13 protein-coding genes and 3 tRNA genes are annotated in these 13,536 nt (G+C 51.2%); 9 read left to right on the top strand and 7 right to left on the bottom strand.

The annotated features are described in order from the left end of the window. Positions 1–63 precede the first annotated feature (63 nt). The 7 genes from tyrS (at position 64) to NLML1_RS04465 (ending at position 6,633) form a co-directional block, all read left to right on the top strand. Positions 64–1,293, top strand: coding sequence for a tyrosine--tRNA ligase (gene tyrS / locus NLML1_RS02575; RefSeq protein WP_285441264.1), 1,230 nt, complete (start codon positions 64–66; stop codon positions 1,291–1,293). Continuing rightward, the gene (locus NLML1_RS02570) at positions 1,293–2,048 is read left to right on the top strand and encodes an HAD-IIB family hydrolase (protein WP_162454259.1); all 756 of its coding nucleotides are present in this window, start codon (positions 1,293–1,295) and stop codon (positions 2,046–2,048) included. The genes tyrS and NLML1_RS02570 overlap by 1 nt, the downstream gene beginning before the upstream one ends. After that, entirely contained in the window at positions 2,049–4,091 is a 2,043-nt protein-coding gene (gene recG / locus NLML1_RS02565; protein WP_285441263.1) for an ATP-dependent DNA helicase RecG, read from the top strand. Positions 4,092–4,101: 10 nt separating this feature from the next. Beyond that, complete coding sequence (locus tag NLML1_RS02560) at positions 4,102–4,920, top strand: hypothetical protein (protein ID WP_285441262.1); 819 nt, start codon at positions 4,102–4,104, stop codon at positions 4,918–4,920. Next, a complete protein-coding gene (gene rsmD, locus NLML1_RS02555; protein ID WP_285441261.1) occupies positions 4,910–5,458 on the top strand; it encodes a 16S rRNA (guanine(966)-N(2))-methyltransferase RsmD in 549 nt (182 codons plus the stop codon). The genes NLML1_RS02560 and rsmD overlap by 11 nt, the downstream gene beginning before the upstream one ends. A 355-nt stretch (positions 5,459–5,813) precedes the next feature. After that, positions 5,814–6,290, top strand: a complete 477-nt coding sequence (locus tag NLML1_RS02550) for a DUF3761 domain-containing protein (protein ID WP_285441260.1) — start codon at positions 5,814–5,816, stop codon at positions 6,288–6,290. Beyond that, positions 6,283–6,633, top strand: coding sequence for an excalibur calcium-binding domain-containing protein (locus tag NLML1_RS04465; protein WP_404979369.1), 351 nt, complete (start codon positions 6,283–6,285; stop codon positions 6,631–6,633). The genes NLML1_RS02550 and NLML1_RS04465 overlap by 8 nt, the downstream gene beginning before the upstream one ends. 111 nt (positions 6,634–6,744) lie before the next feature. Here the strand turns inward: NLML1_RS04465 and NLML1_RS02545 are convergent, their stop codons facing one another. From NLML1_RS02545 to NLML1_RS02530, 4 genes are all read right to left on the bottom strand, one after another. Continuing rightward, on the bottom strand, positions 6,745–8,352 hold the full coding sequence (locus tag NLML1_RS02545; protein ID WP_285441259.1) for an alpha-amylase family glycosyl hydrolase: 1,608 nt from the start codon (positions 8,350–8,352) through the stop codon (positions 6,745–6,747). Positions 8,353–8,476: 124 nt separating this feature from the next. After that, a tRNA-Gly gene (locus NLML1_RS02540) sits at positions 8,477–8,552 on the bottom strand. Between the two features lie 49 nt (positions 8,553–8,601). Continuing rightward, positions 8,602–8,677, bottom strand: a tRNA-Phe gene (locus tag NLML1_RS02535). Between the two features lie 49 nt (positions 8,678–8,726). Beyond that, positions 8,727–9,905: a glycoside hydrolase family 16 protein gene (locus tag NLML1_RS02530; protein WP_285441258.1), complete on the bottom strand. Its 1,179-nt coding sequence runs from the start codon at positions 9,903–9,905 to the stop codon at positions 8,727–8,729. 110 nt (positions 9,906–10,015) lie between these two features. Here NLML1_RS02530 and NLML1_RS02525 point away from each other — a divergent pair. Continuing rightward, positions 10,016–10,090: transfer RNA gene (locus tag NLML1_RS02525), tRNA-Gly, on the top strand. 79 nt (positions 10,091–10,169) lie between these two features. After that, the gene (locus NLML1_RS02520; protein ID WP_285441257.1) at positions 10,170–11,372 is read left to right on the top strand and encodes an alpha/beta hydrolase family protein; all 1,203 of its coding nucleotides are present in this window, start codon (positions 10,170–10,172) and stop codon (positions 11,370–11,372) included. A gap of 62 nt (positions 11,373–11,434) precedes the next feature. Here NLML1_RS02520 and NLML1_RS02515 read toward each other — a convergent pair whose 3' ends face one another. The 3 genes from NLML1_RS02515 to NLML1_RS02505 all read right to left on the bottom strand — a co-directional run bounded on the left by NLML1_RS02515 (position 11,435) and on the right by NLML1_RS02505 (position 13,536). Continuing rightward, positions 11,435–11,698 carry a DUF4342 domain-containing protein gene (locus tag NLML1_RS02515; protein ID WP_285441256.1) on the bottom strand — a complete coding sequence of 88 codons (264 nt, stop codon included), beginning with the start codon at positions 11,696–11,698 and terminating at the stop codon, positions 11,435–11,437. A 227-nt stretch (positions 11,699–11,925) separates the two neighbouring features. Next, positions 11,926–12,768, bottom strand: a complete 843-nt coding sequence (locus NLML1_RS02510; protein ID WP_285441255.1) for an alpha/beta fold hydrolase — start codon at positions 12,766–12,768, stop codon at positions 11,926–11,928. Positions 12,769–12,792: 24 nt separating this feature from the next. Next, positions 12,793–13,536: a slipin family protein gene (locus NLML1_RS02505; protein ID WP_285441254.1), complete on the bottom strand. Its 744-nt coding sequence runs from the start codon at positions 13,534–13,536 to the stop codon at positions 12,793–12,795.

Below are 13,536 nucleotides of genomic sequence, written 5' to 3'. Positions count from 1 at the left end.
TATCACGCCTATGTTTCGCTTCAATCATAAAATTGCTATACTATTATCCAGAAAAGGAGGAATATGCAATTATCAGAGGAGCTAAAGTGGCGCGGGTTTTGGAATCAAGCGACATTCACCGATGATGAGCGTATTGATTCGGGAAATTTTACGCTCTATTTGGGGACAGACCCGTCGGCGGACAGTTTGCATGTCGGGCATCTGGCGGTCTACATGATGGTGCGGCATTTTTTGGAGCGCGGTCACAAGGTGTTTCTGTTGGTTGGTGGCGGTACTGGCATGATTGGTGATATGCGCGACACCGAGGAGCGGAGCCTGCTGTCATATGCGGAAATTGAGCACAACAAGCGAGCATTGAAGGCGCAGGTGTCACAAATTTTTGCGGGACGCGATTTTACCTTGGTGGACAATGCGGACTGGCTGGGCAATCTAGAACTGATTCCGTTTCTCCGCGACATTGGTAAGAATTTCAACATGGCAGAGTTAACGACGCGGGAGTTTTTTAAGGCGCGTATCGCTAATGGCAAAGGTTTAAGTTTTGCAGAGTTTACTTATACCTTGCTGCAGGGCTATGATTTCTGGCACTTGTTCAAGCATCATGGTGTTAATTTGCAAATTGGCGGTTCCGACCAATGGGGTAATTTGCTCTCAGGTGTGGAATTGATCCGCAAAAAAGAAAATGCCGAAGTCTACGCCATGACCGCGCCACTACTCATCAACAAATCAACTGGGCGCAAGTTTGGCAAGTCCGAAGGTGGTGCCGTGTGGCTGGACGAAACTAAAACCAGCGTGTACAAATTCTATCAATTCTGGCTGAACGTTGACGACGAAAGCGCCATTGAGTACATGAAGATTTTCACCATGCTTGATCGCGATACCATTGAAGCTATCGCCGAAAACCACACAGTTAACCCGGGTGCGCGCTCGGCGCAAAAAGTCTTGGCGCGCGAAGTCACCGACATCGTTCACGGCGTCAATCGGCGCGAATCAGTGGAGCGGGTGACTGAAGTGCTGTTTGGCGGCGGCGATTTTTGGCAATTATCAGACGATGACTTGGACGCTTTGGCTCAAGAAATTCCGCGCGTTGATGTCGGCGTCGGCGTGATTGAAGCGTTGGTGGTGTCTGGTGCGGTCAGTTCCAACGGTGAGGCCAGGCGCCTGCTCAAATCTGGTGCCATTAGCCTCAACGGCGAAAAACTGGCTAATGACCGAGCCATCAACAATCAATCTTTGTTGAAAAAAGGTAAAAATACGTTTATTCTAGTTGCAGAAAATATGGAAGGAGAGGAATAATGAAAAAAATTATCGGGTTTGATTTGGATGACACGCTAGCTATTACCAAGTCACCAATTAGCGATCGTATGGCAGATATCCTTGGTCGGTTGCTTGAAAACTATGAGATGTGTGTCATCACGGGCGGCACATTCCACCAGATTAAAAAGCAAGTGATTGATCGACTTGATGTTCGGCCTGAGCTACTCCAAAAATTCCATGCAATGCCGACATGCGGTACGAGGTATTATCGATTTGACGCTGCTGATGGTGAGTGGAAGGTTCAGTACGCGAACGATCTGTCTGATGAGCAAAAAACTCAGATAACTGCGGTACTGGAAGAGGTTGCCAGGGAGATGGGTATTTGGTGTGATAATCCTGCGGGTGAGATTATCGAGGATCGCCACAGCCAGATTACCATGTCGGCGCTGGGACAACAGGCAACTCCAGAGGATAAATATGCCTGGGCAGAAAAGTATAAAGATGTCCGTCCGGTATATCGTGACAAGGTGGCGGCGAAACTGCCAAATCTCGAAGTTAGGATTGGTGGTACGACCAGTACTGACATTACGCTGCCAGGAATTGATAAAGCCTATGGCATTGGTAAGCTGCTCGAGCTGAACGGCTGGTCAAAGGAAGAGGCACTATTCTTTGGTGACAAGCTACAGGAAGGCGGTAATGATTTTCCAGTTAAGCAAATGGGCGTTGACTCGATTGAGGTGAAGGGCTGGGAAGACACCGCCTACGCGCTGGAAGGCATCAACGCCGTTTCCTAGATGAAACTAACCACCCCCCTCGCACACATCAAAGGCGTCGGCCCCAAAACCGCCCAGGCGCTGTCGGCGGCGGGTCTGGAGACGGTGGCGGACGCCTTGGATTTTTTGCCGCGGGCGTATGATGATTATTCGGCGGCAGTCAACATCGCTGATCTACAGCCGGGTAAGGTGACAGTGCGGGCGCGCTGCGAGTCGATTTCCACGCGGATTGTGCGCCGAGGCCTGAGGATTACCACGGCGGTGCTGGCGGATGATTCTGGCAAGGTCAAGGCCGTTTGGTTCAATCAGTCGTACCGCGAATCGCAGCTGAGATCTGATGCTGAGTTCGTGTTTTCCGGCCAGTTTGGTATGCAATATAACAGCTATCAGATCAGCAATCCATCCGTCGAACTCGCTAAACAAACAAATTCGTCCGACGCCCAGCATACGTCGGGCATTCATCCGGTCTACAAATCCATCAAAAACCTTCGCCCGAAAACCGTGCAGGATTTGCTGAAAAACCTGCGACCGATCATGGAGTTTTTGCCCGAGACGTTGCCGGAGTACATTGTCCAGCGGCAATCATTAGTCAGTCGCGCTGAAGCTGTCAGGTCCCTCCACGCACCAAACAATCATCAAGAAATTACCCGCGGCCGTGAGCGCTTGGCCTTTGAAGAATTGTTTGAAATGATCTTGGCGGCGCAGTTAAATAAGCAGGAGCAAACCAAATTGACTGGCTGGCGCATCCCGTTCAATCAGCTGGTCGTCAAGCAATTTGTTGAGCAGCTGCCATTTCCCCTGACCAACGCGCAGCGCCGCGCTGCCTGGCAGATTTTGCAAGATTTGGAGTCGGAGCATCCGATGAACCGCTTGTTGCAGGGTGATGTTGGCTCAGGCAAAACGGTGGTCGCTGGGCTGGTGGCTGCGGAGGTGGCGCAGGCTGGTTTCCAGACGGCTATCATGGCGCCGACGGAGATTTTGGCAACTCAGCACGCCAAAACGCTGGATGAGTTGTTATCGCCGTTTGGTGTGTCGGTGGCACTGCTGACGGGACACGTCAAGGGTACAGCGCGGCGGCAACTGCTGGATAATTTAGCAAATGGTGACATTGACGTGGTGGTTGGTACGCACGCGCTGATTCAGGAAAAAGTGGCGTATCACAAGCTGGGGTTTGTGGTGATTGACGAGCAGCATCGGTTCGGCGTCAAGCAGCGGCAGGCATTATTACAAAAGGCAGACTACATGCCGCATCTACTCAGCATGACCGCCACGCCGATTCCGCGGAGCTTGGCGTTGACGCTATATGGCGAGTTGGACATCTCGATTTTGGACGAGCTGCCAGCTGGGCGCCAGCCGATTGCAACGAAAATTTGGTCGCCAGCTTCAGCGCCAAAACTCTACGAAACTATCGACCACGAACTAGCTCAGGGTCGCCAAGCCTACGTCATTTGCCCATTGATCGACGATAATCCCGACAATGACAAAAAGTCGGTCGAGGCGGAATATCACAAATTAGCAAAAACGATGTTTCGTCATCGCCGCGTCGGATTGCTGCACGGTAAACTGCCGCCGGAGGAAAAAGCGGCGGTCATGCAGCAGTTTGCCGACGGCGAGCTGGACATGCTGGTGAGCACCACGGTGGTGGAAGTCGGTGTTGATGTACCGAACGCCACGGTCATGCTCATCGAAAATGCTGACAACTTTGGGCTCAGCCAGCTCCATCAGCTGCGCGGGCGGGTTGGGCGCGGCCAGCACCAGAGTTTTTGTCATCTGATGCTGTCGGGTCACGACAAGCCGAGCCAGCGCCTCAAGGAAATTGAGAAATCCCAAGATGGCTTTTACTTGGCGGAAGTTGACCTGAAATTGCGCGGTCCTGGTGAGATTTACGGACGAGCGCAACATGGTGCGCTGAACTTGAAAATTGCCTCGCTGAGCGACACGCCGCTGATTGCCCGTGCGCAAATGGAGGCCGAGCGCTTTGTCAAAGAGGGGCAGGATTTGCTACAATATAACCATCTGGCGCGTGCCGTCAGTCGCTATCAGCGATTAACCACGCTAAATTAGTGAGATAAGTATGTATTCAGGAACCACATTTCACACCAAGTCAGGCAATCTGATGGGTGTTCATCAAAAAATTGATCGGGTCGCGCGGCGACATATCGTGCAGCTATTGCCGTCGTGGTGCAACTTTCCGTCAAGCAGGCAGATTTTGCATTTCGAGGGTAATAATGGCCCCGATGGTATCAAGCGGAAAAGTCCGGCCGTTGATGAGCCGTGGCACTTCATTGACCCGCACAATCCAAATGACGTAGCACTCCTCGAGATGATTGATCAACACATCACCAATCTCGCAGCGGCGCTCAGTGCTGACAACTGTGAGCGAGCGGCGTTTGAGGCAGCATGGATGGCGCATGCGATCACCGATGGCTTGACGCCGCCACACCATTTTCCGCTGGAGGAGAAATTGGCTCAGCTGCGCGGTGAGGGTATGGAGACCCGTAATTCGCTGATCAAAAAGAGCCTAATACCGGGCGAAACGGTGCTCAAAACCCTGCGCAATAACTGGGAGTTTTGGGGCGCAAAGGGTGTGATGACTATGCATCTGGCGTTCGAGGCGGGTGTTGCTAGTGTGGTGGCATACCAACGGTTTGCCGCCGGCCTGCCGCAGCAGCGCGACATTGAGGAGGTACGCCAGGCGGGCTTTCGGGTGTTTTATCTCGGCTGCGTTCATGAGGTGGCGGATATGGCTATGTATGAAAAGTTCGCCAAGACAGGCTGGACGACGGAGCTGGCGCGGCAGACTAATCGTCAACTGATGCCGCTGATCATTCGTGCGGTGGTACTGGGCTGGCTGAGCGCAGTGTGGCTGGCTGAGGAGCAGCGTGCGCGTTAAGCTCATCGCTGGCGAATTTGGTGGGCGGTTTATCCAGGCGCCGCCAGGCTCGACGACGCATCCCATGGGCGAGCGAGTCCGTTCGGCGATGTTCAACTCGCTAGGTGAAATGGTTCGCGGCGCGCGGGTTTTGGACGCCTTTGCGGGCTCTGGCGCTATTGGTTTGGAGGCACTCAGCCGCGGCGCCGAGTCGGTGGTTTTTGTGGAGCGAGACCGCGTCGCCCAGCGTGTGATTGCTGAAAACATAGGCAGTTTAGGTATCAGCGAAAACGCTATTGTAATAAAAACAACGGTAGCAAATTGGCTGGAAAGCATGAGCGTAACAGAGAAGTTTGATATCATTTTTGCCGATCCGCCATACTACAACCCGCAGTTTTCCACAGTCTCACGACTGATGGGACTTCTCAAACCAGGTGGACATATGGTATTATCACACTCAGGAATAGGTGAGGTGCCAATTCAGAACGGAATTGTTGTGGTGGACAATCGTAGTTATGGGGGTGCGCACCTCACCAAGTTCCTACGGTTGAAATGTTGACTAAACGTCCTGATAGTTGTCAGGACGTTTTTTGATGTATAGAAAAACCCGCCGAAGTAGATAGCCGGCGGGTTTTTCTGTTTGAAGAGGTTAGCAATATGACATTGATGACCTCTTGTAGACAGAATAACTACACTGGTCACAAAGATGACAATAACCTCCAAGCGCATATTTTAGTGAGAATATATTAGTGTAAGAATGGTCCATAATACTGAGCGTACACTACTAAAATAATAATTGACCAAATAGATAGCGGGAATGTACCCGTTTTTAATAGTAATTTCACAATTTGGAGATTTGGGGCTTGTGGTGTATGCTAAAGGTACTTTAGTAATAAATAGGAGTCTTTACTAGGATGGGAACAAAACCACAGGCCGTTAAAGGCGTCATCGGCGCCATTATTGGTGTTGCTGCATTGGCTGGCATTGCTGGAGCAGTAAACAATAATCAGCAACAACAGCATGCAGCACCGGCACCAGTAATCCAACCTGTAACCTATTCAGACTGTAAAACGGAAGAAATACCGTTTGAAACACAGTATGAAGGCGACACGGGTCAATACGGCTATACAGAAACAGTAAAACAGCAAGGTGTTGCCGGAAGTAAAAAGATTTGCAAACCAAGCAGATCGGGATATGAGGATAAGGTAGAGGTTATAACTCAGCCAACAGCTCATATCGTTGTTCGTACGCCAAAGCCAGCACCACAGCCAGTTCGGCAACAAGCAACCCATAGGGTCGGAGCGATCTGTCGTGATGGTTGGCGGTCATACGCTACTGGAAGAGGAGCTTGCTCGCACCATGGTGGTGTAGGCGAGTGGTTGTATGAGTGAACGTATGCAAGATAGGACTACTGGTGTACTTATCGCTATTCTGATAGCGGGAGCAGTAGCACTTGTAGCGTATGCGTACAATCATCATTATGGTGATTCCAGTAGTAAGAAACCAGACCATAGTCAAAGTAGGATTAGTAGTCCTTCGGGCACTACTAATCCTAGTAATAGATATTACGATCTTGGCGATACAGATGAAAGCGAAGATGATGTATATTATGCTAATTGCTCTGAAGCTCGTGCGGATGGTGCAGAGTCAATACGGGAAGGTGAACCTGGCTATCGGGAAGAGCTTGACCGAGATGGCGATGGCATAGCATGTGAGCCGTGGCATGGTAGGTGATTGACAAATTGCCTCTGCCTCTACAGATTGCAAGTATGAAAGACTTTATAGGCCATTACCTCTGCCGTGATTGTCAAGTAGGATCTCTGCGTACATGTAAGATGCGCTGTCTTATGGTCTAGAATTTAGCCACTTACCCTTATGAAGTAGCAGTATTCCGCAATGACTAGGAATTGTGAGCTGCCCGTTTTTTCTGATAATAGAGCGGTGAGGGTGGGTTGAGGCGATGATCTCGGTATGTTCTGGGATAAAAAAATGTTGTGGTGCATCAGCGAAGTTAATATAAATATAAGCCCGCTCGCTGCCTAGCTCTCGTTTGATACCGAGGACAAATCCATTACCGGTGTTAATCACTTCGAGCGTGCCGTGCTGCAATACTGGCATACTCAGCCGCAGGTGAAGCAGCCGTCGGTGTAGATGTAGGAGTGAGTCAGGGTGCATGGCCTGCGTCAGGACGTTGGTTCTTATCGCGTTGGCGTGAACAGGCAGCCATGGCTGTACGCTTGAGAATCCAGCAAACTGCGTATCGTCCCATTGCATCGGCGTGCGCTCCAGGTCGCGGCTGTCGATAGTGGAATTGACGGGACTGAAATTGTCCTGAATATCATCAGCAGTCAGCTCGCCATTGGTCATACCAATTTCATCACCATAGTACATCACGCTAATGCCCGGCGTGAGCAGATTGAGAAAATGTAAGGCTCGCGCTCGCTCCGTCCCGAGCCGCGAGGCAACGCGCGGCTGATCGTGGTTGCCGACGCAGAAAAACGGATTGGCTGAATCTGCCGCCCGCAGATAATTCTCGATTTTCTGCCCGGTATGTTCTGCGTGCCACTCGTCCTGGCGGTACTCCATGAAAAACGCCGACGCTTTTGGATGGGCGGTCAGCACTTGGCGGTACTGCTGGTAAATATCGCCCAGCTTTTCATCCGGATAAAATTCAAACACCATCTGCTTATCATCATATTCATCGCAAACTGACGCCAGCTCACGCAGATATTCTTGAAAATGCGGCCCCATTTTACAGTGGTCGTGAATGAACGCGCCATAGGCTTCAGGGTCACCGTGAAAATCAGGATTTGGCGAATCATCACCGAACTCTGGATCTTTCGAAATGCCCCAAATCGCGTCAACCCGCATGCCGTCCACGCCCATATCAAACCAAAATCGCACCACGTTTTTTATCTCGTTCCGAACCGCAGGATTATCCCAATTCAAATCCGGCTGCGTTTTCAGGAACGAATGGAGATAAAATTGACCGGTCTGCTCATCGAACTCCCATGAACTGCCGCCCGATAAACTTCGCCAATTGTTTGGCTCATTGCCGTCCCGCCCGTCGCGCCAGACATAATAATCACGCCTAGGGTTGTCGCGCGATGACCGTGCTTCCTGAAACCACGGATGCTGGTCGGACGTGTGGCAGGGAACGAGGTCGATCATGACTTTGATGTCGAGAATATGAGCTCTTTCCAACAGCGCTCGAAAGTCATCCAGCCCGCCGAACGTCGGATCGATTTTCCGATAGTCAGCGATATCGTAGCCAAAATCAGTCATCGGCGAGACGAAAAACGGCGAAATCCAAATCGCGTCAACCCCCAGCCACGCCAAATAATCCAGCTTTTCGGTAATGCCATTCAAATCGCCAATTCCGTCACCGTTCGTATCCCGGAAACTACGCGGATAAATCTGATACAGAGAGGCGACATTGTGCCAAGTTCTCATAGTTTAAGTATAAGCGAGATGGGGGATTTGGGCAAATGCAACGGTATAGGAGTCAGGGGTTCACTCTTCGTAGTATCATAAAAAGTCGCCCGACCGGGCGACCAAATCTCAGAAGGTTCCATTGTGGTGCGGGTAAGGAGACTCTAACTCCTGGCCTCTTCCATGGCAAGGAAGCGCTCTAACAACTGAGCTATACCCGCATGTGGTTCACGATTTATTGTAACAAAGCCGTGAATAAAACGCAATGTTTGGTGGCTCCTCCCAGACTCGAACTGGGGACACAAGGCTCTTCAGGCCTCTGCTCTACCAACTGAGCTAAAGAGCCACAAACTTGCTATTTCATTGTACTAAAGTTACCGTTATCTGGCAAGTCACTATTTCCGCACGTAGTGTGCCACATAATCAACTTCGATATCAGCTACGGCTGGCGTGAGTGGATTAGGTACACCGCCGTCAACGGTCTCGGTATGCTTATTAATGCCGTTCGGGTTCATCGCTCCAGCTTGCACGCCGAGGAACATCTGTTTGTCGGTCACGTTCGGGTGCTTGATGCGACCCCATTCTTTACCATCCAACGTAAAGATTATATGATCCTTCTCGACGATAACGCCGTACGTGTGCCAGCCGCTCATGTCGTGATTATCAAGGAATGCTTGCTTTTGCTTGTTATCTGGATCCCAGTGGTACGTTGCCTCAATACGAGGACCATTGACGCGCCCCTCAGCGAAATCAATCTCTGGTGGCCAGCCTTCGTCCTTTGGCCAGAGAAGGAATGCATAACCAACGCCTTTGGCTTTCGGGAACTTAGCGCGAACTTCCCAGCGGCCGCGTGAGGCGGTGAATACATCACCTGAGCCGGCGCCGCCAGTGCTCCACTGGCCGTTCTCGTACTGAGTGCGAATTACCAGTTTGCCGTCTTGAGTGAACGAATTACGCTGCGACATCACGCCCATGCAGCCGTGGCCAACCGCTGGATCACCCCAGCCGTACTGTACCCACTTAGTTTGTTTGATCGATGAATCAAAGCCTTCAAAGTAATCAATCTGCCAACCATCAATTGCTGCCTGATTCTGGTCGTGGTTTGCATGGTTTGCTGAGTCACCGGACTTGACCGGTTGCGGTTGGCTCGGAGAGCTGGAATTTTTATTACCTGAATTATTGTTTGATGAGTTGTTGCGTGGTGACTGATTGGCTCGCTGAGTCGAGCCCTGAGAGCCACGTTGGCGTTCAGGTTGCTGTTTTGCTGCTTGGGCTTGGTCGTGATTGTGACGCATGGTCTGCGTTACCCAATTATGTCCGGCTGGCGTTGGTTTATTGTCGGTGTTTTGGTTAGATTTGCTTGGTTGCTGATTATCGCTCGTAGAGTTGGTGTCGGCGAGGGAGCGATTGTCAGTATTTGGCGAGTCGGCCGGCGATGTAGTTCGATCGGCATATTTTGTTGCTTGGGGCGGGGAATTATTCACCTGCGACAAGAAGTGCAGTGCGCCAAGCGACAAGCCGCCGATGACGATAAGAGTTGCTATGCTAGTTGTAACCAGTTTTCGCTTCGTCATGTATCTATTATAGCGCACTAAAATTATATGTCAAACTTTTAGCGTAAGCGTCAAGAAAATGCTGCAATACTCTAGTAGTTTGGCGGAGAATCAGGTATAATATTCTCGTCGCGGGTGTCGTATAACGGCTATTATGTGACCTTCCCAAGGTTGAGACGGGAGTTCGACTCTCCCCATCCGCACCACGTCGATGAAGGATTGTTTGCCTGATCACGATACTGTATAAAATTATTCGTTTCAAAAAACGTCCAAAGGAGTTATATCATGCAAAAAAACGAAAAGATCCTCAAACGGCAATCGACTAAAATCTTCTTTGACAATGACGATACCGATTTCTTTTTCAACTGGATGCTCGGCGTGGCGGAACTGTTCGGTATGTCGCATGGAGAGTTGTTTTATCTGGCGCATAAGATCGGGCGTGACGGGAAACCGAGTAAGTGGCGAGCCTGTTTTACGGACCATGCCGATTATCTCGTTCGCTTGGCAAAGGCAGCCACCGGTGAACAAATGGCCGCCGACTGCTATTTTGGTGCAACCTATGCCTATCGGGCAGTACTGCAGTTCATTGATCCGTTTTCTCCGGAATATCCGAAGCTTGTTTGCGCTATGGAAAACGCTTTTGCCGGTGCGGTCAGGGCGATAAATATACCGATCAAACCCGTGCGCGTTCCGTATCAAACTGGCTATTTACCCGGCTATTATCTTTACTGCGACAATAACCGCCCAACCGTGGTCATGGTCGGCGGCGGTGATACGTACCGGGAGGATTTGTTCTATTTTGCCGGCTGGCCGGGGTGGCAGCGGAACTATAATGTACTGATGGTCGATTTACCCGGTCAAGGCTCTAATCCCGCCAGAGGTCTCACTTTTACCGTCGACGCCGGCGAGCCGATTGCCGCGTGCCTTGACTGGCTGCAAACCGAAAATCCCGACGCGCGTCACATTGCGCTATACGGCGTTAGCGGCGGCGGGTATTTTACTGCTCAAGCGGCCGCAAAAGACGCGAGGATTAGCGCATGGATTGCCAGCACGCCTATTTTTGACGTGGCAGAACTGTTCCGCCGTGAGTTCGGCGCAGCGCTCAAAGCGCCCGGCTGGCTGATGAATCTCGCCTTAAAATTAGCGGGGAACATCAATGAAGCCGCCGATATCAATTTGAAAAAATACGCTTGGCAGTTCGGCACGAGCGACTTCCGCTCGGCGATCGATGAAGTTTTCGAACAGGCAAAGGTTGTCGACCACCAAGCTATTACTTGTCCGTCGCTGTTTCTCATGGGGGAAGGCGAAGGTGCTGAACTCCAGCGGCAAACGCGATGTCTCTACGATGAATTTATCCGGCGCGAACTTGATACGACGCTGCATGAGTTCGATTCGCAAAGCGGCGCCGACGCTCATTGTCAGCTGAATAATTTACGTTTGGCGCATAGCGTAGTCTTTGATTGGCTGGACAGTCGGCTGGTTGATTGACAAGGTTTTCGGACTGAAGGGTTGCGCTGCGGAGCCCAGTAGGTTATTTATAAAAATTGGCGCTAATCCCATCGCTCCACCGCGATCGTGCACCGTGTCATCAACACCACCGCTGCGCCGAGAGCCGCGAGGGTTGGCAGCAGCAGTACGCCAACGACGCCGGCAGTGACGGGGAATTCCATGATGCTTTCGCCTTTTTCGTTTTTGATGATGACGCGGCGGACGTTACCTTCTTTGATGAGTTGTTTGACCTTCTCGACAACTTGATCGCCGTTAACGCTAAATTCTTCGGTATAGTTTTGTAATATATGACACTGCCAAGCCATTATTTTCAAGTAGCGATAGCCACTTTGAATACATAGTCTGCTGATCGTGTATATCTATCGTACCACCTCACCACCTCTGCAACATCTCAACAGGCGTCCGCAGCTGTATGCCTAAGTGTATCCTTTCGTTGCTCGACCAGCCCCCGAAATGTCGCGACCGCCTCGTGCAACGAAGAAGCCAGGCAATCACTGAACTTGGCAGAATAATGATTTAAGCGGCGCCCTTATCACTTTGAAGCGAGAAACTCATCGAGCGTATTTTCGACTTCCATCCACCTAGGGCTCAACCACATCACGTGCGATTCGGTATTATTGATGGAAAGCACGGCGTGCTTGATCTGCTTCGCGGTGTGAAGCGGATGGTCTAGCGGAACCGAACCATCATACTTACTATGCAGTATAAGCGTCGGTTGTGTGATAGTTTCGGGATTACCCTTCATCAAACGCCGACTAATGTCATTCATGAACCCACTGCCAGAGCGAAATTGCATAAACATCGACGCGATTGCATCGATAGACGACGGCGGGTAGCTAGCAAGCACGTCACGCGCGTCCAATGTCGTGAGTTGTTGAAACAAATAACTGACTATTTTTCGCGACCATCTGCGGAGCAGCCAGCGCATCACTGCCCACGTTACATGTTCGAGCACAGGATTAAACGCGATACGGGCTGCCATACGAGTACTTTGACTAGGCCATTTCTTGAAACTCACCGCGCTCATCAGGACGAGTTTATCAACGCTGTCGGGGTGAAGCTCGGCGAACCGCATCGCCGCTCTGCCGCCAGCCGATATGCCGACCAGGATGACACGCTCAATCCCGAGCTGCTCTAGCAACTCGTTTGTCGCCTGTTCGAACTCGCCATAGGTTTTGCTAAGCGCCGTATCTGTCCCACCATAGCCGGGTCGGCTGACGCTGAGGATTGAATAGCCGCGACTAACGAAGTAATCCTCACCCGTACGCATGGCGGCAGTCGTGTGACCACCGTTCAAAACGAGAACCGTTAACGAGCCGTGCATGTCATATCGATATTCGATCGTACCGCGGGACGTTTGAAGCAGCTCCATCATGTGCAATCAACCGTGCGAGGCGTGCTATTTCTTACCGCCGCGGATCGCGTCAATCAGTTCAATTGGGAAGAGCATCATCGTTTTTTGTGACGGCTCGGTGGAGATACGTTCCAGCGTGTTCAGGGTACGCAGGTTAATGGCGCCTTGGGTTTTTACCAGGATCTCGGCGGCTTGTGCCAGTGTCTCGGCGGCAGCCTTTTCGCCGTCGGCGTTAATGATGTTGGCGCGGCGCTCGCGCTCGGCTTCGGCCTGTTTGGCCATAGCGCGCTTCATGTCGCCAGGCAGTTCGATATTCTGAATCTTGACATTCTCAACATCGATACCCCATTTGTCGGTCTCGGCATCAACAATTTCCTTGATTTGCTGTGAAATCTCCTCGCGCTTGGCCAAGAGATCGTCCATATCAACGTTACCAGTGACGTCGCGCAGGGCAGCCTGGGCAAATTGGCTGGTGGCGTAAATGTAGTTGGTCGTCTCCAGCACCGCTTTTGGCGCGTTAATCACACGGAAGTAGACCACCGCGTCAACACCGACGGTGACGTTGTCCTTGGTGATGACTTCTTGTTTCGGCACGTCAATCGGCGTCGAACGCACGTCGACCATCATCATCGTCTGAAAAATCGGTATCACCACCCTTAGGCCCGGTTCGCGCACGCCAGTAAACTTACCCAGCGTCAGTACTACACCGCGCTGGTATTGGTTAACTACCTTAATGCCGCTCAGTACAAACATCAGTACGATGACTAAAATTACTGCTACTATTTCCAT

Source organism: Candidatus Nanosynbacter lyticus (assembly GCF_030253515.1).
In the GTDB taxonomy this organism is placed as follows: domain Bacteria; phylum Patescibacteriota; class Saccharimonadia; order Saccharimonadales; family Saccharimonadaceae; genus Nanosynbacter; species Nanosynbacter lyticus_A.
Note: the sequence above shows the minus strand (reverse complement) of the source record. Positions and strands in the feature narration are given on the sequence as shown.

What these genes read in the sequence shown, in the direction of transcription:
- NLML1_RS02570 (WP_162454259.1), top strand. Translation starts at nt 1,293, where the DNA reads ATGAAAAAAATTATCGGGTTTGATTTGGATGACACGCTAGCTATTACC.
- recG (WP_285441263.1), top strand. Translation starts at nt 2,049, where the DNA reads ATGAAACTAACCACCCCCCTCGCACACATCAAAGGCGTCGGCCCCAAA.
- tyrS (WP_285441264.1), top strand. Translation starts at nt 64, where the DNA reads ATGCAATTATCAGAGGAGCTAAAGTGGCGCGGGTTTTGGAATCAAGCG.
- NLML1_RS02560 (WP_285441262.1), top strand. Translation starts at nt 4,102, where the DNA reads ATGTATTCAGGAACCACATTTCACACCAAGTCAGGCAATCTGATGGGT.
- NLML1_RS02505 (WP_285441254.1), bottom strand. Translation starts at nt 13,536, where the DNA reads ATGGAAATAGTAGCAGTAATTTTAGTCATCGTACTGATGTTTGTACTG.
- NLML1_RS02530 (WP_285441258.1), bottom strand. Translation starts at nt 9,905, where the DNA reads ATGACGAAGCGAAAACTGGTTACAACTAGCATAGCAACTCTTATCGTC.
- NLML1_RS02545 (WP_285441259.1), bottom strand. Translation starts at nt 8,352, where the DNA reads ATGAGAACTTGGCACAATGTCGCCTCTCTGTATCAGATTTATCCGCGT.
- NLML1_RS02520 (WP_285441257.1), top strand. Translation starts at nt 10,170, where the DNA reads ATGCAAAAAAACGAAAAGATCCTCAAACGGCAATCGACTAAAATCTTC.
- NLML1_RS02510 (WP_285441255.1), bottom strand. Translation starts at nt 12,768, where the DNA reads ATGATGGAGCTGCTTCAAACGTCCCGCGGTACGATCGAATATCGATAT.
- NLML1_RS02515 (WP_285441256.1), bottom strand. Translation starts at nt 11,698, where the DNA reads ATGGCTTGGCAGTGTCATATATTACAAAACTATACCGAAGAATTTAGC.
- NLML1_RS02550 (WP_285441260.1), top strand. Translation starts at nt 5,814, where the DNA reads ATGGGAACAAAACCACAGGCCGTTAAAGGCGTCATCGGCGCCATTATT.
- NLML1_RS04465 (WP_404979369.1), top strand. Translation starts at nt 6,283, where the DNA reads ATGAGTGAACGTATGCAAGATAGGACTACTGGTGTACTTATCGCTATT.